Origin of the sequence: Microbulbifer sp. SAOS-129_SWC (genome assembly GCF_039696035.1) — a bacterium.
In the GTDB taxonomy this organism is placed as follows: domain Bacteria; phylum Pseudomonadota; class Gammaproteobacteria; order Pseudomonadales; family Cellvibrionaceae; genus Microbulbifer.
On the sequence record NZ_CP155567.1, the window covers coordinates 3,712,986 to 3,733,580 of the forward strand.

Annotated in this window: 16 protein-coding genes and 1 riboswitch; of the genes, 8 read left to right on the top strand and 8 right to left on the bottom strand. The window is 60.8% G+C overall.

What is annotated here, in order from left to right:
• The first annotated feature begins 250 nt into the window (after positions 1 to 250).
• The 3 genes from ABDK11_RS16005 to ABDK11_RS16015 are packed head-to-tail and all read left to right on the top strand — an operon-like array spanning position 251 to position 2,639.
• Positions 251 to 799, top strand: coding sequence for a thioredoxin family protein (locus tag ABDK11_RS16005; RefSeq protein ID WP_346837518.1), 549 nt, complete (start codon positions 251 to 253; stop codon positions 797 to 799).
• A gap of 43 nt (positions 800 to 842) precedes the next feature.
• Positions 843 to 1,652: an MOSC N-terminal beta barrel domain-containing protein gene (locus tag ABDK11_RS16010; RefSeq protein WP_346837519.1), complete on the top strand. Its 810-nt coding sequence runs from the start codon at positions 843 to 845 to the stop codon at positions 1,650 to 1,652.
• Between the two features lie 15 nt (positions 1,653 to 1,667).
• Positions 1,668 to 2,639 (top strand): questin oxidase family protein, encoded by a 972-nt coding sequence (locus ABDK11_RS16015; RefSeq protein WP_346837520.1) that lies wholly within the window; start codon positions 1,668 to 1,670, stop codon positions 2,637 to 2,639.
• 55 nt (positions 2,640 to 2,694) lie between these two features.
• On the opposite strand, the gene ABDK11_RS16020 is transcribed toward ABDK11_RS16015, so the two are convergent.
• Complete coding sequence (locus tag ABDK11_RS16020) at positions 2,695 to 5,688, bottom strand: TonB-dependent receptor (RefSeq protein WP_346837521.1); 2,994 nt, start codon at positions 5,686 to 5,688, stop codon at positions 2,695 to 2,697.
• A 524-nt stretch (positions 5,689 to 6,212) separates the two neighbouring features.
• Positions 6,213 to 6,914 (bottom strand): gamma-glutamyl-gamma-aminobutyrate hydrolase family protein, encoded by a 702-nt coding sequence (locus tag ABDK11_RS16025; protein ID WP_346837522.1) that lies wholly within the window; start codon positions 6,912 to 6,914, stop codon positions 6,213 to 6,215.
• 160 nt (positions 6,915 to 7,074) lie between these two features.
• On the opposite strand from ABDK11_RS16025, the gene ABDK11_RS16030 reads away from it, so the two are divergent.
• From ABDK11_RS16030 to ABDK11_RS16040, 3 genes are all read left to right on the top strand, one after another.
• Positions 7,075 to 7,809 (top strand): OmpW family outer membrane protein, encoded by a 735-nt coding sequence (locus ABDK11_RS16030; RefSeq protein ID WP_346837523.1) that lies wholly within the window; start codon positions 7,075 to 7,077, stop codon positions 7,807 to 7,809.
• A gap of 540 nt (positions 7,810 to 8,349) precedes the next feature.
• Positions 8,350 to 10,635: a TonB-dependent receptor gene (locus ABDK11_RS16035; protein WP_346837524.1), complete on the top strand. Its 2,286-nt coding sequence runs from the start codon at positions 8,350 to 8,352 to the stop codon at positions 10,633 to 10,635.
• A 666-nt stretch (positions 10,636 to 11,301) separates the two neighbouring features.
• On the top strand, positions 11,302 to 12,330 hold the full coding sequence (locus tag ABDK11_RS16040; RefSeq protein ID WP_346837525.1) for an AraC family transcriptional regulator: 1,029 nt from the start codon (positions 11,302 to 11,304) through the stop codon (positions 12,328 to 12,330).
• 10 nt (positions 12,331 to 12,340) lie between these two features.
• On the opposite strand, the gene cobO is transcribed toward ABDK11_RS16040, so the two are convergent.
• The 5 genes from cobO to ABDK11_RS16065 form a co-directional block, all read right to left on the bottom strand.
• Positions 12,341 to 12,967 carry a cob(I)yrinic acid a,c-diamide adenosyltransferase gene (gene cobO / locus ABDK11_RS16045; protein WP_346837526.1) on the bottom strand — a complete coding sequence of 209 codons (627 nt, stop codon included), beginning with the start codon at positions 12,965 to 12,967 and terminating at the stop codon, positions 12,341 to 12,343.
• Between the two features lie 76 nt (positions 12,968 to 13,043).
• A complete protein-coding gene (locus ABDK11_RS16050) occupies positions 13,044 to 14,888 on the bottom strand; it encodes a TonB-dependent receptor (protein ID WP_346837527.1) in 1,845 nt (614 codons plus the stop codon).
• A 161-nt stretch (positions 14,889 to 15,049) separates the two neighbouring features.
• Positions 15,050 to 15,236: riboswitch (cobalamin riboswitch) on the bottom strand.
• A 201-nt stretch (positions 15,237 to 15,437) separates the two neighbouring features.
• Positions 15,438 to 16,208 (bottom strand): ABC transporter ATP-binding protein, encoded by a 771-nt coding sequence (locus tag ABDK11_RS16055; protein ID WP_346837528.1) that lies wholly within the window; start codon positions 16,206 to 16,208, stop codon positions 15,438 to 15,440.
• The gene (locus ABDK11_RS16060; RefSeq protein WP_346837529.1) at positions 16,205 to 17,239 is read right to left on the bottom strand and encodes an iron ABC transporter permease; all 1,035 of its coding nucleotides are present in this window, start codon (positions 17,237 to 17,239) and stop codon (positions 16,205 to 16,207) included. The genes ABDK11_RS16055 and ABDK11_RS16060 overlap by 4 nt, the downstream gene beginning before the upstream one ends.
• Entirely contained in the window at positions 17,217 to 18,053 is an 837-nt protein-coding gene (locus ABDK11_RS16065; protein WP_346837530.1) for an ABC transporter substrate-binding protein, read from the bottom strand. The genes ABDK11_RS16060 and ABDK11_RS16065 overlap by 23 nt, the downstream gene beginning before the upstream one ends.
• A 160-nt stretch (positions 18,054 to 18,213) precedes the next feature.
• Between ABDK11_RS16065 and ABDK11_RS16070 the strand changes: the two genes are divergently transcribed.
• Positions 18,214 to 18,597: a DUF6249 domain-containing protein gene (locus tag ABDK11_RS16070; RefSeq protein WP_346837531.1), complete on the top strand. Its 384-nt coding sequence runs from the start codon at positions 18,214 to 18,216 to the stop codon at positions 18,595 to 18,597.
• Between the two features lie 33 nt (positions 18,598 to 18,630).
• Here the strand turns inward: ABDK11_RS16070 and radA are convergent, their stop codons facing one another.
• Complete coding sequence (radA, locus tag ABDK11_RS16075; RefSeq protein WP_346837532.1) at positions 18,631 to 20,025, bottom strand: DNA repair protein RadA; 1,395 nt, start codon at positions 20,023 to 20,025, stop codon at positions 18,631 to 18,633.
• Positions 20,026 to 20,202: 177 nt separating this feature from the next.
• Between radA and ABDK11_RS16080 the strand changes: the two genes are divergently transcribed.
• A complete protein-coding gene (locus ABDK11_RS16080; RefSeq protein WP_346837533.1) occupies positions 20,203 to 20,592 on the top strand; it encodes a hypothetical protein in 390 nt (129 codons plus the stop codon).
• Positions 20,593 to 20,595 lie beyond the last annotated feature (3 nt).

Sequence of the window (20,595 nt, forward strand, 5' to 3'; positions counted from 1 at the left end):
AGGGCGCTGGTGGCGGCGCCGCTACCGGGCATAGCTTTGTGAGACACGCCGTAAACCCATCCCTGGGGGCTCTCCACCGGCATCCCTGCCGGTGAAGGTCTCACAAAGCTATACCCGGCACCGGCACCTTCGCAGAAAGCGCTACTCAGTGAACAGCATTGCGGCATTTAGCCGGGCTTTTTGTGCCTCTACAACAAGCTCTCTCCTGTTGCTATCCTCGCGGTCAGGATAACCAGACGACGGAGACAGCATGGCCCTCACACCCTCGGCAATGATTCCGCTCGGCAGCCCCCTGCCGGAATTCTCCCTGCCCGATGCCAATGGCGAACCTGTTTCCAGCGAACAGTTTGCCGGCAAGCCGCTGCTGGTGATGTTTATCTGCAACCACTGCCCGTTCGTGAAGCATATCGCCGCGGGTCTGACAGAATTCGCCGAGCAATACCTCGCCGCCGGTCTCGGCATCGTCGCCATCAACAGCAACGACTTCACCAGCTACCCGGAAGACAGCCCGGCGAAAATGCGTGACGAGATCGCCGCACGCGGCTACCGCTTTCCCTACCTGCTGGACGAAAGCCAGCAAGTGGCACAGGCATTCGACGCGACCTGCACGCCGGACTTTTTCCTGTTTGATGCCGCCGGCAACCTCGCCTACCGCGGCCAGTTTGATGACAGCCGCCCCGGCAATAACGTAGCGGTCAGCGGTGCAGATCTGCGCGCAGCTGCCGATGCCATCCTCGCCAGCCACACCCCCGCTGACAGGCAGATTCCATCCATGGGTTGCAATATCAAATGGAAATAGGAGTGCCCGCGGCATTCCGGAAAATCCGCTGAGGAACAATACCGTGGAGATTTCCGCGCTCTACCACTTTCCGGTCAAGTCCCTGCAAGGGCACCGCTGTGACTCGCTGGCGCTAGACCGCTTCGGCGCCGCCGGTGATCGCCGCTGGATGCTGGTAGACAGCGACAACCAGTTCGTCACCCAGCGCCGCCTGCGCGCCATGGCACGACTCAGGGCCACCAACATCCCCGGTGGGGTGCGCCTCGAGGATGAGCGCGGCGCACATCTGGAGGTCCTATTCCCCAACGCCAACGCCCCTCTGCGCCAGGTTACCGTCTGGAACGACAGCGTCAGTGCCCGCGACGCCGGCGATAGCGCGGCCGCATGGCTCAGCGAGCGGCTGCAAACAACACTGCGACTTGTGGCCATGGGGGGCGAATTCGCGCGCCCGCTGGCGCAACCGCGCGGTAACCGCCAGGTGGGCTTCGCCGACGGCGCACCACTGCTGCTGATCGGTCAGGCCTCTCTCGACGACCTGAATGCGCGCCTGGGCGAGCCGGTATCGATGCTGCGCTTTCGCCCCAACCTGGTAATCGAGGGCGCCGCCCCCTTCGCCGAGGACACCTGGCAGCGGGTGCGCATTCACACTGCCAGTGGCCCGATAGAATTCGAATGCACCCACACCTGTGCCCGCTGTGCCATTCCCGGACTGGATCCGTTTACCGGCCGTGCCGGCAAGGAGCCGCTGCGCACGCTGGCGCAATACCGCCGCTTTGAGGATGGGCAGATCCACTTCGGCGTCAATCTCGCCCCTTACCTCAGCGACCCACACGGTATCACCATAAACTTGGGGGACCGTGTCGACGTGGAATAACCAGGGGAGCCAAGCGTGAGCATCACCCGCTACTGTGCAGAACTGCTCGAAGCGGCCAGCCACTACCACGTCCGCTACGGCGACCGCCTCGCCAACCACCTGCCGATGGTGCTGATTGCACTGGATAAAATGGGCGCCAGCCACGCACAGTTGCGCCACGCCTTCGATCGCACCATTCCCCACCTCGAACGCCCCCAGCTGCTGCCGCCGGACCCCGACATTCCCATCTCCGCGTGCCGCAAGCGCGAGGCACTGTTCCCGAGCGCACTGCAGTACTATGAAAAGCAGCTCAGGCAGCACGGCATTGCCGAGTGCCTGCGGCGCGAGCTGCCACCGCTGCTGCCCGCCATTGCCTCCGCCGCCTTCCACCCGTTGATCCGCACCGCCTACGGTGTCGACGCCCGCCACCTGGAAGAAATTGCGGCCGGCCTCGCCTACTGGAATCTGGAATATCAGGAGTTGCCCGCGAGCGACACCAGGTTACCGATCACCGCCGCAGAGGTGCTGCCCGTGCTCGCGCAGCGCTTTCCATTGATCTCACTCGCGCCCGGCAACATCAGTGACCATATGGCGTCGGTAACGAGACAGCGGGGGTGGATGGAGACAGCGATTCAACCGCAGCAGCTCGGGCTTGCAGATATCGCGCGGGTAGCGCTGGAGGCGTATCTGAGCACCGGCAATTTTACCCTGCTACACGGAATTACCGGCTGCCATGCTCTGCGCCTGGTGTTGGCCTATTGCGATGAGGCTGAAGTGGCGCTGCGTTATTTCTGGCGGGGACTGGCGATTGCCTACTTGAGCACGGGGCCGGAAAAACTGGAGACAACAGACAATTTCTCACACCTGCCGGATTGGGTGCAGATCAGGATATCGGCCTGCGGAAGTGACGACGACCATAAAATCAAGCTCACTTACAGCTGCTGGCGCGAGTGCGTGAATTACCACTGGGACAAATACCGCATCGTATCCGGAAGGCTTTACCGATAAAAAAGCCCCGCACGAAGGCGGGGCTATTAATAACAACGTTAATTATGAATTGTTGTTAGAAGTTAGCCTGCAGACCCAAGCGAGCGGAACGCGGTGCAGTCCAGGAATATGCAGCACCGTACCACTGGTTCTGGGTTCCCGGGCTGGACTCATAATGCTCGTTGAGTGAAGTGGGCTCTTGGGTGTTCAGCAGGTTGAACACATCAAAAGATGCCACCATGTCTACGCCGGACACATCAAACCGATAACGTACTGATGAATCGATCGTGAAGGTCCAGGGTGTACGCCCAACCGTACCGCGCGGAATGCGAGTCATCGAGCCGTCGGCATTGGTGATATAGAAGGTGTCACCGTAGCTGCCGTAGACGTTGGGATCAGAGCTCGGGTAGCTTTGACCGAAGGCTGACAGCGGACGACCGCTGGACAGGGTCGCATTCAGGCCGAAGGTCAGGTCCTGGGTAAAGTCGTAGCTACCGAACAGCTTGAACACATGGCGGCGATCGTTTGCCTGATAGCCTTGCGCACCATCCATCAGGGCCGGGAAGTCGAAGTCCTGAGTAATACCAGCATCCGCCTGGTTGATATCAGACTTAACCGCACCCTCGAAGTTACCGGTGCTACGAGACCAGGTGTAAATGAACTTCCAGTTCATTCTGTCGGTGGTGTAGCCCAGCTCGGTCTGGATTGCACGATACTCATTGTTCGCTTTCGGCAGGCCGATAGTATCAGCGGAGTATGTAGTCATGGAGCCCGGATCCGGCGCACCGTCAAACATATCCCCTTTGACAGTAAGGTCCTTACCATCCCAGTAGAAGCCGTCGTGCGCCCAGGACATGTCCTCACCCGGGTTAACCATCACACAGTAGGGCCACGCATAGCGTCCGCAGTAGTCATCCAGAGCGCTGGTTACTTTGCGGTAGATGCCGCGAACACCCACTGTCAGGCTGTCGTTCACGGAAGTCTCATAGCCGAGAATCAGCTCGTCACGCGCAAAGGGGCTGGCCTCTTTCGCCTGGAAGATGTCCTTTTCCGGAATCGTGGACACCGAGCTGGTGAAGGAGGAGTTGGCTGCAGTGCCACCGATCGGTGATGCACCGGTAGGAACACCCGTGGCGGAGTCATAACCGTCAAAGGTATAGAAGGTAGTGACATCACTTACACCCGAAGCCGCACGATAGATCGTGTTGTTGGCAATCGGCAGATAGTAACGGCCGTAGGTACCATAGATTTTATGCTCACCATCGCCTACCGGATCCCAGGTGAAGCCCAGACGCGGGGCGACATCGGTATCGAAGTCAAACAGCTCCTTACCAGTGGTACCCTCGCCCTTGAACTGGTCCTTGCGCAGGCCAATGCTAACCATCAGGTCATCAGTGATCTGCCACTGATCTTCCAGATAGAGAGCGCTCAGGTCAGAACTGAAGCCGCCACCGCCGACAAAAATGCGATCGGACACATAGTCCATCGGGGCACCGGAAGTATTGGTGTAAATCGGTCCTGAATCGCCCTGAATGTCGGCACCCGCGCCCAGTGTCGCGTATTCCCAGCTGTGACCGGCAACCGGCGTGGTAACTCTGGTGGAGTCGCGCTGCTGAACATCCACACCGGCTTTCAGGGAGTGGTCACCAATGCTGTAGCTCAAGTCCAGACGGTACTGGGTATTTTTATCGAAGTTGTCACCGACAGATCCGCCGGGGCCACAGCCCTCGATTGGGTTGGTCACATCACGCGTATCGGAAACACGCGGACAATCCAGGTTGAGCGGGTCGGTGGCGTATTCGGTTTTAATCTGGCCGGCCATGGCAGATACAGTCAGATCATTACCGACGTATCCGGTGTAGCTCAAGCTGTTCGCTTCACTACCACGAACACGTGTGAACCCGCCTGTCTTGGCACCGATCTTGGCTGTTTCACCATCGAAATTGTAAGTGGTCTCTTCCGCCTCGTTGCGGTCAGAGAAACCGAAGTAACTGAGACGGTGGTTATCGGTAATATCCCAGTCTAACTTGGCACCCCAGAACAGGTTGTCAGTACCTGAGGACTTACGATCGCGAAATTCGGTATCGTTGCTGGTCTGGTCGTAGGAAACATTGTTGGCAAATTTTTGCTCACTGCTGCGCGGGTTGACCAACGCGTACATGAACAGCTTGTCTTCAATGAGCGGGCCAGAAGCGGAGAAAGTGTAGGAGAACTCGTCAGATTCGTTTTTGGTATTATTGCGGAACACCTTGCCGGTACCGCCCTTACCGCGGGAAATCTGACCTTCCGATGCAAGGGCAGACGGAGTCCAGTACATGCTGCTGCCGAATTCCCAGGTATTACTACCACTCTTGGTTACGGCGTTTACGACACCACCGGTGGTACGGCCAAATTCAGCAGAGTAACCGCCGGTCTTGACCTGGAATTCCTTGTAGAACTCAAACGGTACTGAGCTACAACCCAGGCCTTGACGGGTATTGGTAACTTCGAGACCGTTAATGTAGCAGGAGTTTTCCGCAACCGATGCGCCACCGAAAGAGGCGAGGTTGCCAAACCCGGAATCGCCCTTAACGGTACCCGGGGCCAGCAGGGAAACGGCGGTCAGGTTCTGCGCCACCGGCATTGCATCGATTTCGGCCTTGCCGACAACCAGGCCGGAGTCCATGGTGTAGGTATCGACAGAGGTTCCCATCTGACCTTCTACTACTACCTGCTCCATGCTCGAGGAACCGAGATCAAAATCGGCAATCGCATTTGAACCCAGTGAAACCCTCAGGCGGTTTTCTGCAACCTTCACCCCACCCTTTGTCACTACGACTTTGTAGTTACCAATGGGCAGGTGCGCCAGGCGAAACTTTTCATCGGCACCCGCGACGATGGTCCGGGTCATTCCGGTATCTTCGTTGGTCGCAGTAACGGTATAAGACGCGGCCGTTGCGCCAGTAGAATCGTGAATTGAGCCCACAATGTTTGAGCTTGAGTTACTGGCGGCGAATGTTGGCGCAGCTAATCCTATAGATACGGCCATAACGGAAGCGGCAAGTATGCTTTTCCGAAAGTTATTATTCATTTGTAACCCTCTGTTGATCTTAAGATCGATGGTTTATTTATTTATTAGCAAGCAACCGCCCCCCAGCGGCTACTTAACTCCCAACACATAAACCTCAACGAACCAAAACGAGGTTTCCTGATATTTTTTTTTGAACAAGATCAAACTTTTCAAAAAAATATGGTCCAACCGCACCCAACCTTAAAAATTCAGCTCAGTGATCAACGAGCACGACAATAAAGACATCCTAAAGTCCGACAGGATTGAAAATAACCATCCTCAGAACGCAGCCCGACCATAGATGAGCATCCCGCCGCATTCAAAACCGTTTAGATCGGTAATCCCAGCGTCCAAAATACAATGAGCGACCCAAAAGAGCTGTCATTACTGCCAAAAATCACTTATCGCCCAATAATCATTAAATGCACAAAAGTCACTTAAAGTATTTTTGAGTAAAGTGTCCGGAATAAATAGCGTGTAGCAATTGATGTAGCGGAAGCGGAAGAAGAAACAGGTGGGCCGGACGGCCCACCCGAGGAGGGGGACTACTTGCGCAGGAACTCAACCATCCAGCGTGCCACCGCACTCTCGTGGATATCGTTTTCCAGGGACGCCTTACCTTTAGTCACTACATCCTCACCAAACGCTTCGCGACGCAAATCCATCAGGCTTCTGGAGTAAGGCTTGGTAAACTCCGGGTGGGCCTGGAAAGTGAGCATGTGGTCATCCACCTGCACCATGGCCATGGGACAGAAATCACTGGAGGCGAGCACGCGGGCTCCGGGGGGGAGCTTCTCCACCTGATCCTGGTGGCTCACCAGCAGGCTGAAGCTGTCGCGCGGCTCCGACATCCACGCCGGAGTCTCCTGCACTTCGTAACTGTGCACGCCGATCCCCCAGCCCTTGTCGGATTTGCTCGTTTGGCCACCGAGGGCATGGGCGATCAGCTGGTGGCCGAAGCAGATGCCGATGGTGGGCTTTTTTGCGCGGTGGAGTTCGCGCACGAAATCCATCAGCGGGGGGATCCACGGCTTATCCTCGTATACCCCGGTTTTGCTGCCGGTAATCAGGTAGGCGTCGACTTCATCGATATGCCCGGGGTAGTGCCCGCGCTGCACCTCGTAAGTGACGAACTCCAGGTCGGGATCCTGGGCGCGCAACAATTGGGCGAACATTTCCGGGTACTCCCCGAATTCACCCACCAGTTGCTCGCGCACGTCGTCGGTTTTCAATACACCAATTTTCATCATCTCACCGCTGAATTAACTGCTGGACTGGCGGATTATGACATATCTCCGGCGCCCGTTTTTACCATTTGATGCAGCGCGGGTCGTCGCGACGCTGCGCCTCCGGCGCCAATGGCTAGACTGACAATTGGAAGTCCCATAACGTCATGGAGCGATCGCAATGAAAGTCCTCCCCCTTTCCACCGTCATCGCCGCCGCGATGCTCTGCGCCGCCCCGGCACTGGCGGACTACGAGCAGGGTGCGGTCATAGTCCGCATCGGCGCCGGTTGGGTACAGCCGGATGACGATTCCAGCTGGCTGCGGTTGAACGGTGTGCCACTCGAGGATACCCGCGTCTATGTCGACAATGGGGAAAGCGCCACATTCACCGGTACCTGGCTGTTCGCGGATCACTGGGGCGTCGGTCTGCTGGCAGCGCTGCCATTCAGGCACGATCTGCAGGTCGGCGGCCTGCCAGACCCCAATGGTGGCCCGGCACTGGGGCGCGTAGATCTGGGCGACTTGAAACATTTGCCACCGACATTGACCCTGCAGTGGTTCCCGGTCTGCGTCGATTCCTGGGTCCAGCCCTACATGGGTATCGGGGTCAACTACACCACCTTTATGGAAGAGGATATCAGCAACGTCGCCAACGATTACTTCGCCACGGCGCTCGGCGCAGTGGCCCCGGCCGACCTGAATCTGGACAGTTCCTGGGGCCTGGCCGGAGAGCTGGGTGTGGATATCTCCCTCGGCCGCGACAGCCGCTGGCTGGTCAATGCCGCGGTGTGGTATCTGGATCTGGATTCCGATACCCGGATCCGCTTTCCCACAATGGATGGAACCAGCGAGATCAAGACCAATGTGGATATAGATCCATGGGTCTACTCCGTCGGCCTCGGCTACCGTTTCTGACCCCCATACAGCACAGGCGGGCGCAGACTCCCTGCCCCGCCACGTCCCGGCCCCGCATTTTCCCCAGCTCGCGCCGATCTGCCACGGCCTTTTCCCGCATCCATTCTCATATCGCCAACCAGCTTAGCGACTCTCCCCCACAGTAACTCCCACCTACCCAGGTCCGTGACGGCGGGCCACCAGGCACTGCTTCACAACCCCCGGGGCCAGTAGCAGAGCGGGCCAGTTTGCGACAAATTCGTGTAGCGGGCCGCGCCTTGCACGGTCAGATCGAAATCAGTATCTTGGCTCACAACCCGCCGGATTGCGGGGCGCACGGTTGTATATCGGCCAATAAAAACCAAAAGGACAGGGTTATCGACCACCTCCCCAAACCCTTTCGCATTTTTTCTGTGAACTGCCACTTTCGGCACCGCTTTCACGACCTCAATCGCGGGCACTCCGCAAAGGATCCCGTCCAGATTGCAGCTGCCTGTTTTCCCACCTGGCATGCTGCTCGCATCGCTATTCCCGCATGACAAGAATGAAAAGGAGCTCATCATGACTGTAACGCGCAATGCCAAAGAGATTTCACGCCGCAACGCATCCCGCAATTCACCACCCGGACGGTACCGCAGGCAACGCTACCTGCTATCAATCGGTATCGCCGCAGCCACACTCACCTCCCAGGTGTACGCTGACCAGCAGTCGGTGATCGAGGAAGTCACCGTCACTGCGCAAAAACGTCAGCAGTCACTGCAGGATGTCTCCGTTGCCGTCAGTGCCTTTTCCGGTGACGCCATCGAAAAAATGGGGTTTGAAGAGGGGCTGGACATAACCGAGCAGGTGCCCAATATGAATTTCTTCGCCATTTTTGGCGAGGCATCCAGTCCCTCGGTGAGCTTGCGCGGTATCAGCCTGGTCAATTTCTCCGACTCGTGGGAATCACCGGTTTCCATCTATGTAGACGATGTCTACCGCGGCAATCCGGCCGGTTCGGCCATTCAACTGTTCGACCTGCAGCGGGTGGAAGTACTGCGTGGCCCCCAGGGCACGCTGTACGGCCGCAACACCACCGGCGGCCTGGTGCACTATGTCTCGCGGCGCCCGACAGAGGATTTCGAGGCCCGCGCCAGTGCCAGCCTGGGCAGCTATTCGGAGCGCATACTGGAAGGCGCGGTCAGCGGCCCGCTCAGTGACGGCGTGCGCGGGCGCCTGGCGGTCAAGAGCACCCAGAACGACGGCTGGCAGACCAATGCCGTCACCGGCGACAAGCTCAACGACACCGACAATTTCGGCTACCGCGCCCAGCTGGATTTCGACCTGGGTGACAGCGGCGGCCTGCTGCTGAATATGCACGGCAGCAGCGCCGACCAGCAGTCGGTTGGCTTTGCCCATATGGGCTACCTGGAGGAACCGGTGGCGGGAGCCGCGACCTGCAGTATCGCGCGTATCCAGGCCGGCCGCTGCACCAGCGCCTCGTTTGGCATGACGGGTGCCGAGGCGGTCAACGGCCACTTCGATCCGGAACATGTCGCCAGCGGCGCCGCCGGCGGCCTCGGCACCTCGATTGATACCGCCGGCAGTTCCGCCACCCTGACCTGGGATTTCGACAATTTCAGCCTCACTTCCATTACCGCCTACGAGGAACTGGACAAGTTTCTGCAGGATGACGGCGACGGCACGCAGGTGGTGTATTTTGACGAACAGTACAGTGTGGATGCGGAGCAATATACCCAGGAGCTGCGCCTGAACGGCGACACGGAAAAATCCAACTGGGTAACCGGCTTCTACTACTACAAGGACGACCGCGGCCTGGTCACCGAGTCCCCCACCACCGCCGACTGGGATAAACTCGGGCTCTGGCACCACGAGCGGGTGGCGCTCAATACCGAGTCCTGGGCCCTGTTCGGGCAATTGGAATACGACCTGAGTCCGGAGCTGACCCTGGTCAGTGGGCTGCGCTATACAGCAGAAAAACGCGATTTTGCGCAGAAATCCTTTTCCATCTTTTACGGAGAAAACGGTCTGGCACTCGATGTCACCGACGACCTGTCGGAGGACGCCACCACCGGGCGCCTCGGTCTCGACTGGCGCCCCAATGACCACACACTGGCCTACGCCAATGTTTCCACCGGCTTCAAGAGCGGCGGCTTTTCCGGCAGCTACAACGCCTCTCTCGCGGCCACACGGCCGGTGCAGTCGGAAGATATCACCAACTACGAAGTAGGCCTCAAGACCACCCTCGCCGGCCGCTACCGCCTGAATGCCGCCGCGTTCAATTACACCATCAAGGGTTACCAGGCCCAGGTGTTCATGACCGTGGCAGACGGCAGCGTGATTACCAACGCCGGCGATGTCACCGGCACCGGGGCGGAAATTGAACTGACCGCACCGGTCACCGACAATTTCGAGCTGATCGCCGGTGCCGGCTATCTCACCACCGAGTTCGATTCCAACCAGATCTTCCACGTGGCTGGCGACAACTACACCCTGGACGGCAACGAGCTGCCCTCGGCGCCCAAGTTCACCTACAACCTGATGGCACGCTATTACCAGAGCCTCGGCGACCGCGGCGAACTGGTATTCCAGGGTGACTACAGCTGGCAGGCGGAGCACTTCCTGCAGATCGAAAACGATCCCTACTCGCTGCAGGACAGCTATGGCCTGGCCAATGCCAGTGTGGGCTGGCACTCACCCAGCGACCGCTACAGCGTGGAGGGTTTTGTGCGCAACCTGACCAACGAGGAGTACTTCACCTACCAGAATACCCTTGGTGCCGACTGGGGCTACGGCGTCTGGGGACAGCCGCGCACAGCCGGCGTGCGTATGAACTGGAAAATCTGACCCGCCGCTCTCACTGCCCCGGCACCCGGTTGCTCGCCGGGGCAGTGCTCCTCATTCCCACTCCCCGCGCAGTGCGACAGCCTGAACAGGGTGCAAAAAGAACGATCGGAAGACAAAACCGGGAAAACCGTCCCAAGAAAGAATAACTTCCCGCCATAATCGAATAATTAGTACAAAATTCCAGCCAGATTGCCAAATCCAGCCAAGTCCTCTCTCCCCACCTGGCGCCAAGTGTCAATTTTACGTCCCAAATTAACGAGTAACTTGGCAGTCTAGTAATTACCTTATAACTCGGCTTTATATGGACCTGGTCGTTTTCGCCCACCAATTACCTGGGCGCAGCCGGCTTGCGCCCTGAAAGCCCAAGAACAATCGAGGAGGTTGGTACCAAACTCCCGCAGAAAGCCACAGCGCAACATCGACGGTGTGCGCTGCCATCAATGCGGCACAGCGACGTGCCCGCACCGCCAAAACCGACGAATAGCCGTCGGAGTCACTGCCGGGTCAATGACCGCAGATGCACAGGTGTTTACTAAGGACAGTTGGCCGCGCAAATGCCAACCACAGTGCCTTGAAGGTAACAACTCGAAGACAACAAAGACACCGGCACTCGCTGCCGTGCAATAAGCCGCGCACATCGCGGCCAGAGTTAAGGCTTACTGACTTATGACCCTGCTGATCAGAACCACTTCACTGACAGGTTTTATTGAACTGGTTACTCGACTTAACGGCAATCCCGAAACCCTGCTGCGCCGTTTCAATATCGATCCGATCAAAGTACAGAATCTCGAAGGGGTACTCCCCTACCGCGCCAAGATCAATCTGATTGAAGAGGCCGCACGCGAACTGGAGTGCGTGGATTTCGGCCTGCGCCTTGCCCGGGAACAGGATCTGAAGATGTTCGGCTCCCTCGCCGCCGTCGCCCTGACGGCGCCGACCGTGGGCCAGGCACTGACAAAAATTATTCAGTACATGCAGTACTACTCGCCCGGTCTGCAGATCAACCTCGACCCCACCGGTGACTCCAGCCAGTTCCTGTTCCGGTTTTCCGTACGCGAGCGGCAGCTCAACGCACGCCAGCACACCGAACTGACACTGGCACTGGCAAATAACGTGGTCAGGATGCTCCACGGCAACGATTTCCGTCCCGCCGCCGTTACCATGCAGGCCGAGGGCCCGCTGCCGCACAACCGCTACCGGGAAGTGTTCGACGCGCCGGTGTATTTCGGCTGCGACCACAACGCCCTGGTGCTCGACAAGCATCATCTCGAGCGACCGCTGGACGATCAGGACCCGGCGCTCAACCAGTTGCTGGGGGAATATATCAGCGATGCGCTGAAGCGCGAGCCGATGGACCTTCCCCACCAGGTCAGGCAGTTGATTTACCGCCTGCTGCCAACACAGCGCTGCAACCTGCAAGAGGTATCCAACCAGCTGGGGCTGCACAAACGCACACTGCAACGTCGCCTCAGCGACCACGGGATCATTTTCGAGGATCTGCTCGACGAGATCCGCCGCGAGCGCGCCGACAGTTACATGGCCGAACCGGAAATACCGATGACGCAGATCGCCGCGCTGCTCGGCTACCGCGAACAGAGTTCCTTCAACCGCGCCTGCCGACGCTGGTTTGGGGTCACGCCGATGAAGAGACGCAACCAGGTGCAGACTTCTGCGCTGTGTGAAACCGAAAATTAACGCCGCCGCGCTACCACTCGATACCCTTGCGTGCGGCGATACCGTCGGCAAATGCGTGCTTGAGCGCGCGCATCTCTGTCACCGTATCCGCGGCCTCTTTCAGGTACTGCTTGGCCCCGCGCCCGGTCACAATCACCGTCTGTGCCGCTGGCCGCGCGGCGATTGCCTGTAGCACTTCCTCTCTGTCCAGCCAGTGGTAGTTGAGGGCGTACGTCAGCTCGTCCAGTACCACCAGGTAGACACTGTCGTCGGCGAGTGCCGCGCGCACCCGGTCCCACAGTGCCAGCGCGGCGGCCTTGTCCGCTTCGAAATCCTGGGTTTCCCAGGTGAAGTCGGTACCCATCTCATACCACTGCAGCGGGTAGCGGTCGGGCGGCAGCGCGCTCAACAGGTTTTTCTCACCGCACTCCCACGCGCCCTTGATAAACTGCGCCACCACCACGCTGTAGCCGTAGCCCAGCGCGCGGGTGGCGGTGCCCACCGCCGCGGTGGTCTTGCCCTTGCCGTCGCCGGTATAGAGGATAACGATACCGCGTTCTTCCAGCGCGCTCGCCACACCGGCATCGACAATTTCCTTGCGCGCCTGCATGCGCTTCTTGTGGCGTTGCTGTTTTGAAGAATCGTCCGATGGGGTCATGGCGGTCTGGCTCTGCGATCACTGGGATGGGAACACGGGCGCGGCCGGTGGCTGCACCCGCGGGAGACACCGAAGGTTACAGGGTCAACTGCACACCTGCATAGACTGCCGCGCCGGCAGTGTTATATCCGGCGACTTCACGATAATCCTCGTCCAGCAGGTTTTCGCCGCGCAGGGTCAGGCGCACGGAATCAGACAACCGATAAGCAGCATTGATATCCAGCTTGTCGTAATCATCGAGCTGCAGCGCCGGACCGCCCCAGGCGGGATTCGGGCTCAGCCGGTCGGCCACCCGCTGCCAGTTGCCATTGATGCTGAGGCGATCCCCGAGCAGCCGATAGGTCAGCCCCAGGTTCGCTACCCGCTGCGGTACCTGCAGGCGCTGCGCGCCGGCGGTATTCACGGCATCCAGCCAGGTACCGTTCAGGGACCAGGAAAGCGCCGGGCTGAAATCTCCCCCGAGGGAAAGCTCCAGGCCTTGCGATTCGCTCTCGCCGTTATCCTGGGCGTAGGCGCCCCAGGTGCCGAGCGTATAGTCGTAGACGATGGCATCGGTCACCTGCTGGTTGAAATAGGTGGCTTCAACCCGCAGCAGCGCCGCCAGCTGGTAATCCAGCCCCAGCTCGTAACCGCGGCTGCTTTCCGGGCTGACCGCGGCGACGTCCTCGGCGATGTTATAGGCCACCTCATAGGGGCTGGGTGCGCGATAGCCGGTGCCGTAACTGGCGCGGTATTTTAGCTGCTGACTGTCGCCCAGCAGTACCGGGTAGGCTGCGGACACACGCCAGCTGTTGTGGTTTTCGCTATCCAGTCGGTCGCGTCGGTAACCGACGGTGTAGTAGACACGTTCAGCAAGATTGCCGTTCCACTCGGTAAACAGGCCGAGGCTGTCCAGGTCCTGTTTGCTCGCCGCTGCGGCGAAATCCTGCCGCTCCAGCTCCGCACCCCACACCAGTTGGCCGCCCGCCACTGCGCTATTGCCGACATAATTGGCTTCCGCAATTGCACCGTCGACCGCGTAACTGCTCTCCCCCTGCGACAGGCTGTCACGGGTGATTTCCTGTCGCGCAACCGAGACGCGGTGCGCGGTTTTGCCGCGCTGGTAATTGCCCGCCAGCCGGTAACTGGTCTGGTTGAATTTATCCAGGCAGTCATTGGTGGTGACGAAGCCGGCATAGCAGCCGTCAAACTCCGACTCGGTATCGGTGCGGCGCACCTGCCCCTCCACGTCGAATGTGTCACTGAACTGGTAACCCAGTCGCGCGGAACCGGTGAAGTTTTCGTAACCGTCGCGCTCGCCGCTGCTGTCACTCACGCGACTGTTGAAGCCGTCATTGCGGAAATCGGCGAGATTGATGCGGTAATCCCAGCGCTCGGATTGCCCGCCGAGATCGGCATTGACCTGCTGTGTTCCGTAACGGCCGGCCTCCACGCCAAGCTGTGCCTGCAGCGGTTCGCGGCTTTTTTTACTCACAATATTGATCACACCGCCGGCACCGGCGCCGTACATCATGCCCTGCGGCCCCCTGAGTATCTCGATGCGCTCGATATCGTCGGCCAGCAGGTGCTGGAGCTGCGCCGCCACCTGGGTATTGGTGGGGTCGGCAATGTTGACGCCGTCGAGCAGCACCAGTGTGCGGAAACCGCTCTCGCCGCGCAGATACACGTTGCTGACCTTGCCGGTGCCGCCGTTGTTGCTGACCGACACCCCGGGCAATGTGCGGATCACATCCAGCAGGCTGGCGTATCCGAGGCGCTCGATATCGGCTTTTGTGACGACGGAAATGGATACGCCGCTGTGGGCTTTGGGTATTTCGACCCGGTTGCCGGTAACAACCAGCTGTTCGAGCTCATCGGCCGCCAGTGACGCAACAGGCTGGCACGCGGCAGCAATCGCTACTGCCACACAGGTTTTTTTCATGGTGATTCCCCAATCTCGTTCTAAATTAGAAAGTAACGATGGATTGAGGGAGGGTGAGTGCAATCGGTGCGGACAACGGGAAATACTAAAAAGGAATCTTCAGCACGGCCCTTCACACAGACCAGACAAAGCCCTCCGCTTTATCCTCGAATCCGGACGTAGTCCGGACAATCACCGAGGGCCGGTATCGGGCTTATCGATTCTCCACAGGAAAAATCGAATCACCGTTGCGGGGGCAGCGCCGGAATATGCCGAAAAAAGCGGCTCACCGGACTTCCCGTTTACCCCAGCCAAGCGCCTGATTAACAGGTAAAAGGCACTGCTGGGCACCCAGGGCGGCGGAGAGTATAGCAGTGGATCAACGCCGGGAGAAAACGGAACAACACAAAAACCACCCGACGCCTAGATGCGAAGACGCTGTTGCCGGGGGCTGTTTACCAGACCTTACGCGGCCATGGATGGCCGTGTAGAGCGTACAGGGATGTATACACAGCGTGTCTGGCAAACAGTCCCCGGTAACAGGGTCGCCACTGAATAGGTCAACGGGGCTCAAATCAAGTCCAGCGGCACAAAATCCGCCACGCCATTGCGCCAGCGAAACTCACAACTGATGCCATAGACATCACCGATCAGCGCCGGGGTGAATACATCCTCGGGTGCGCCCTGGGCGCGCAGGCGCCCGTCCTGCAACAGCAGTACCCGATCGCAGAAGCGCGCCGCCAGCGCCAGGTCGTGCAGCGCCAATATCACTGTCTTGCCGGCGTCGGCCACCCTGCGGAAGTTGTGCATCAGTTGCAGCTGGTGGCGGATATCCAGCGCGGCGCTGGGCTCGTCGGCGATCAACAGCGGCGCCTCGCCGACCAGCAACCGCGCCAACTGCACGCGGCGCAGCTCGCCGCCGGACAGCTCCGTCACCGGCCGCTGTGCCAGCACGCCGGCATCCACCAGCTGCAGTGCCGTGTCGATGCGCTCGCTATCGCCGTCGCGGCGCCCCCAGGGCAGCAGTCCCAGCGCCACCATATCCGCCGCCGCAAGGCTCCAGGCCGGTGTCTCCGCCTGCGGCAGGTAAGCGCACAGCCGCGCCCGTTCTGCCGCGGGAATGCGCTGCGTATCGCGGCCGTCGAAGCGCAGCGCACCGGATGTCGGCGACAATATGCCGGCGAGAATTTCCAGCAGCGTGCTCTTGCCGGCGCCATTGGGGCCGACTATCGCAGTCAGTTCCCCCGGGTGGAACACGCAGCGGAGTTCGTCGAGAACCCGGCGGCCACCGCGCTTCAGGGACAGCTGTTCACAGGTGATTTCCACAGGCTCTCGCTTCACAGGCTTCGCCCCCGCCGCGCACTGACAATCAGCCAGAAAAAGAAGGGCGCGCCGATAAACGCGGTCACCGCGCCGATGCGCAGCTCCTGCGCCCCGACAAAATTGACCACCAGAATATCCGCCAGCAACAGCAGCAGTGCCCCGGCCAGGGCGCTGGCCCACAGCAGCCGGCCCGGGTCGCGCCGCACCAGCGGCCGCACCAGGTGCGGTACCACGAGGCCGACAAAGCCGATGGTACCGGCCACCGCCACCGCCGCCCCCACCGCCGCGGCGATTCCCAGCAGCACCAGCAACGGGTAGCGCTTGCCGCGAAAGCCCAGCGATGCCGCACTGGCCTCGCCCAGCGACAGCGCGCGCAGGTAATTGCGCGCGGCAAACAGCAGCAACGCGCCGAACAGGATAAACGGCAGCGCCAGCAGCAGCTGGTCCCAGCCGCGGTTGGCCAGCGACCCCAGCAGCCAGAAGACAATCTCCTGCATCGCAAACATGCTCGGCGCGTAATTCAGGGCCAGCGCCATCAACGCCGACAGAAATGCATTGATCGCCACCCCCGCCAGCACCAGGCGGCTGGCACTGGCACCGCGCCCGGCCAGCAACCACACACACAGCACCGCGGCAAAGGCACCGGCCATCGCCAACAGCGGCAACAGCCAGCCCGACTGCCAGGCCGCGCCCCAGAACCCCTGCAGGGAAAATCCGTAGTAGAGCAGCACTATCGCCGCCAGCGCCGCGCCGCTGCTCACCCCCAGCAGCGCCGGCTCCGCCAGCGGGTTGCGCAGCATGCCCTGCATCGCCGCGCCGCCCATGCCCAGCGCCGCACCGACCAGAATCGCCAGCAGCGCGCGCGGCAGGCGCAGCTGCCACAGGATCACCGCATCGCTGGCCTCGCTGTGCCAGCCGCGGGCGATGGCATTGGCCAGATCGATGGGCACCGGCCCGCTGGCCAGCGCCGCGAGCAGCGCCAGCGGCAGTGCCAGCGCCAGCGCCAGCAGCGCCCAGCCAGCGCGGTTATCGGGAAGACGGAATGCCAAGGGACTCTCTCTTTTTTTCGAGCTGTTGCAGAACGTCGCTCGCCACCAGCGCCGGACAGTAACCCAGCGCCGCTGGCAGGGTAAACGTGCGGCCGCTGTCGATATAGCGGCGGATCACCGGGTGGCGCTCGGCCAGGTGCGCCAGGGCGAAGTCGTTGTCGCCGCCGTAGAGCACCAGCAGATCCGGCTGCGCGGCGATCACTTCTTCCAGGCTGACCCGGCGCAGCTGCTTGGTGCCATCGGCCGCGCCGAGGTTCTTGAAGCCGGCGCGCTCGAGCAGCTGGTGTTCGAGCATGCCGCTGCCGTAGGTAATATTGTTGGCGGACAGGATCAGCGCCGTGGCCCGCGCCGGCGATTCCGCCGATGGTTGCGGCTGCGCCAGCACCTGTTGCAGCTGCGCTTTTTCCGCCGCCAGGCGGGGAATATCGCCCAGTGCACTCTGCAGCGCATCCAGTTGCTGCACCAGCTGCTGAAGACTGTAGGCATCGGGAATGTCCACCACCCTCACGCCCAGGTCACGCAACCGCCGCGCCGCGCGCTGCGCGCCGTACTGGCCGACCAGCACCAGATCCGGATGCAGGCGCAGCAGCTCCTCGGCGCGACCGCGGTTCAGGTAAATGCCCTCTGGCAACGGCGCCGAGCGGTAGTGGTCGTCGGCGGACAGCCAGGTGACCGAGACGATCCTGTCCGGCGCGACCCAGTTCAGCAGTATCTGGTCGATGCACAGGTTCAGGGAGGCGATGTGGGACTGGGCCGCGGCCGGAAGCGCAACCGCCAGCAGAAGGAGGGAGAGGATCCGGGGTATAAAGACCATTGCTACGTTGGCGTCCTGGGCTGGCGGGTGCCGGCGGCCCCCGGCGATGGGAGCAGGGCGCGGCCAGCATACCCGCAAACAACGGGTGAATCCAAACCGGCCCGTCAGCGCATCATACCGGCAACAACAAGCACTATTTGCACTGCACCTGGAGTACACAATGAACGAAGACACGCTCGAGCTACTGGTTCCCTTCGCCTTTTTCCTGCTGATCGGCGCATCACTGTGGATGGTATTGCACTTTCGCGCACGCAAAGCGCTGGAAATCCAGCAAACGGTGCGTATGGCCCTGGATAAAGGTATCGAACTGACACCGGAACTGCTCGAACATCTGGGCGCCGACAACCGGCCGCACCCGCAACAGGATCTGCGCAACAGCATTGCCTGGATCATGGTCGCCGCCGGCATCGCCCTGTTCGGTTTTTGCATCCCCGACCCGAGTCACAGCGCGTTCAAGGCGCTGCTGGGCATCGCCGCCCTGCCCCTGGCTGTTGGTCTCGGCTACCTCGCCATGTATCGGGTTGCCGACCGCCAGCTGGCCTGAGCCCGCCCCTACCGGGGTGGCCGGGGCGCGCGCTCAATCCATATCAATCGCCGCCAGCGCCTCGGCCAGGGTTTTCACCGGCACCATTTCCATGCCGTCGATATCGTTTTTCAGGCGATTGGCGGCCGGGACTATGGCCTTGCGGAAACCGTGCTTGGCCGCCTCGCGCAGGCGCTCCTGACCGGAGGGCACCGGGCGTATCTCTCCGGCCAGGCCCACTTCGCCAAATACCATCAGGTCGCGGGCCAGCGCGCGGTTGCGGAAACTGGACACCACCGCCAGCAGCAGGGTCAGGTCGGCGCTGGTCTCCATCACCTTGACCCCGCCAACCACATTGATAAATACATCCTGGTCGCCCACCAATACGCCGCCGTGGCGGTGCAGCACCGCCAGCAGCATGTTCAGGCGGTTCTGGTCCAGGCCCACGGCCACCCGGCGCGGGTTGCCGAGGCTGCTGTCGTCCACCAGCGCCTGCAGCTCCACTAAAAGCGGCCGTGTGCCCTCCCATACGGACGTCACCACCGAGCCGGCCGCCACCTCCTCGGCGCGCTGCAGGAAGATCGCCGAGGGGTTGGAAACTTCTTTCAGGCCCTGTTCGGTCATCGCGAACACGCCCAGCTCATTGACCGCGCCGAAGCGGTTCTTGTGCGCGCGCAGGGTGCGGAAGCGGGAATCGTGGGTGCCTTCCAGCAATACCGAGCAGTCGATGATGTGCTCCAGTACCTTGGGGCCGGCGAGGCTGCCGTCCTTGGTGACGTGGCCGACCAGAATCAGGGCGGTGCCGGTCTGCTTGGCGAAGCGGGTCAGGTAGGCGGCACTTTCGCGTACTTGCGCGACGGAACCGGGGGCCGACTGCACATCGGACATATGCATCACCTGGATGGAATCCACCACCATCACCCGCGGTTTCACGTCTTTGGCCACCAGGCAGATGCGCTCCACATCGGTCTCGCTGAGCATCTGCAGATCGTCGGCCGGCAGCCCCAGGCGCTTGGCGCGCATGGCCACCTGTTGCAGGGATTCCTCACCGGTGATGTACAGCGCCGGCATGCTGCGCGCCAGGTGGCACAGGGTCTGCAGCAGAATCGTGGACTTGCCGGCGCCCGGGTGGCCGCCGATCAACACCACCGATCCGGGCACCAGGCCGCCACCGAGCACCCGGTCCAGCTCGGCGGCGTTGGTGGGGATGCGCGGCAGCTCGCTGAGATCGATCTCCGAGAGTTTCTGCACCTTGCCGGCACCGGCGGCGCCGGCATAGCCGGCCTCGGCGTCGGTGAAGTTGGCCGCGCGGCTGTCCTTGTGATCCGGCCCCAGGCGCACTTCGCTGAGGCTGTTCCAGGTGCCGCAGGCGCTGCACTGGCCGGCCCACTTGCTGTAGTCGGCGCCGCACTCGTTGCAGACATAGGCGGTTTTGCGTTTTGTGGCCAAAGCCGGGCTCCCCCGTCATAAATCTCACTGAAAAACTGCGGCACAGTTTACCGCGTATCGGGGGCCACCGGCCAAACTCCCGGAGTCGGGCGACGGCCCGGAATGGGTGAGCAATGAAAAGGAACGGATGACAAACAACAGTGGCGCTGATCCGGATGTGCGCCGGTGTGTTATCTTATGCCCTCCACCCATGCAATGTCGGTATACATCCCGGTGAAGCGCCAACTCGCAGCGATACTGATCCTTACGGCGGCCCTGATCGGCCAGGCCGTGGGCGCCGTATCTGCGCCAGTCTCGCCGTCAGAGGCTGCAGCGACAGCAATGCCGATGGACTGCATGGATATGCCCGCCGCGGAATCCAGCATGCACAAAAGCGCAACAGCGCAGTGCGGCTGTTGCCCGAGCCCCGGCAGCGGTTGCGCGCTCAGTGGATGTTTTTATTCGGCGCTGCCACCGGCGGTGCTGGATATTCAGCCGCCAGTCGCGCGTCTGCCCAATGCGGTTGCGGTCAATTCGCTCTTTCCGCCGCCCCCTTTCTGCCAGCTCTTCCGTCCGCCGATTGCCTAAACT

Excerpts from the sequence above, each read along its gene's own strand:
- ABDK11_RS16080 (WP_346837533.1), top strand. The coding sequence starts at position 20,203 with ATGCCCTCCACCCATGCAATGTCGGTATACATCCCGGTGAAGCGCCAA.
- ABDK11_RS16040 (WP_346837525.1), top strand. The coding sequence starts at position 11,302 with ATGACCCTGCTGATCAGAACCACTTCACTGACAGGTTTTATTGAACTG.
- ABDK11_RS16065 (WP_346837530.1), bottom strand. The coding sequence starts at position 18,053 with ATGGTCTTTATACCCCGGATCCTCTCCCTCCTTCTGCTGGCGGTTGCG.
- cobO (WP_346837526.1), bottom strand. The coding sequence starts at position 12,967 with ATGACCCCATCGGACGATTCTTCAAAACAGCAACGCCACAAGAAGCGC.
- ABDK11_RS16025 (WP_346837522.1), bottom strand. The coding sequence starts at position 6,914 with ATGAAAATTGGTGTATTGAAAACCGACGACGTGCGCGAGCAACTGGTG.
- ABDK11_RS16020 (WP_346837521.1), bottom strand. The coding sequence starts at position 5,688 with ATGAATAATAACTTTCGGAAAAGCATACTTGCCGCTTCCGTTATGGCC.
- ABDK11_RS16035 (WP_346837524.1), top strand. The coding sequence starts at position 8,350 with ATGACTGTAACGCGCAATGCCAAAGAGATTTCACGCCGCAACGCATCC.
- ABDK11_RS16070 (WP_346837531.1), top strand. The coding sequence starts at position 18,214 with ATGAACGAAGACACGCTCGAGCTACTGGTTCCCTTCGCCTTTTTCCTG.
- ABDK11_RS16050 (WP_346837527.1), bottom strand. The coding sequence starts at position 14,888 with ATGAAAAAAACCTGTGTGGCAGTAGCGATTGCTGCCGCGTGCCAGCCT.
- ABDK11_RS16005 (WP_346837518.1), top strand. The coding sequence starts at position 251 with ATGGCCCTCACACCCTCGGCAATGATTCCGCTCGGCAGCCCCCTGCCG.
- ABDK11_RS16030 (WP_346837523.1), top strand. The coding sequence starts at position 7,075 with ATGAAAGTCCTCCCCCTTTCCACCGTCATCGCCGCCGCGATGCTCTGC.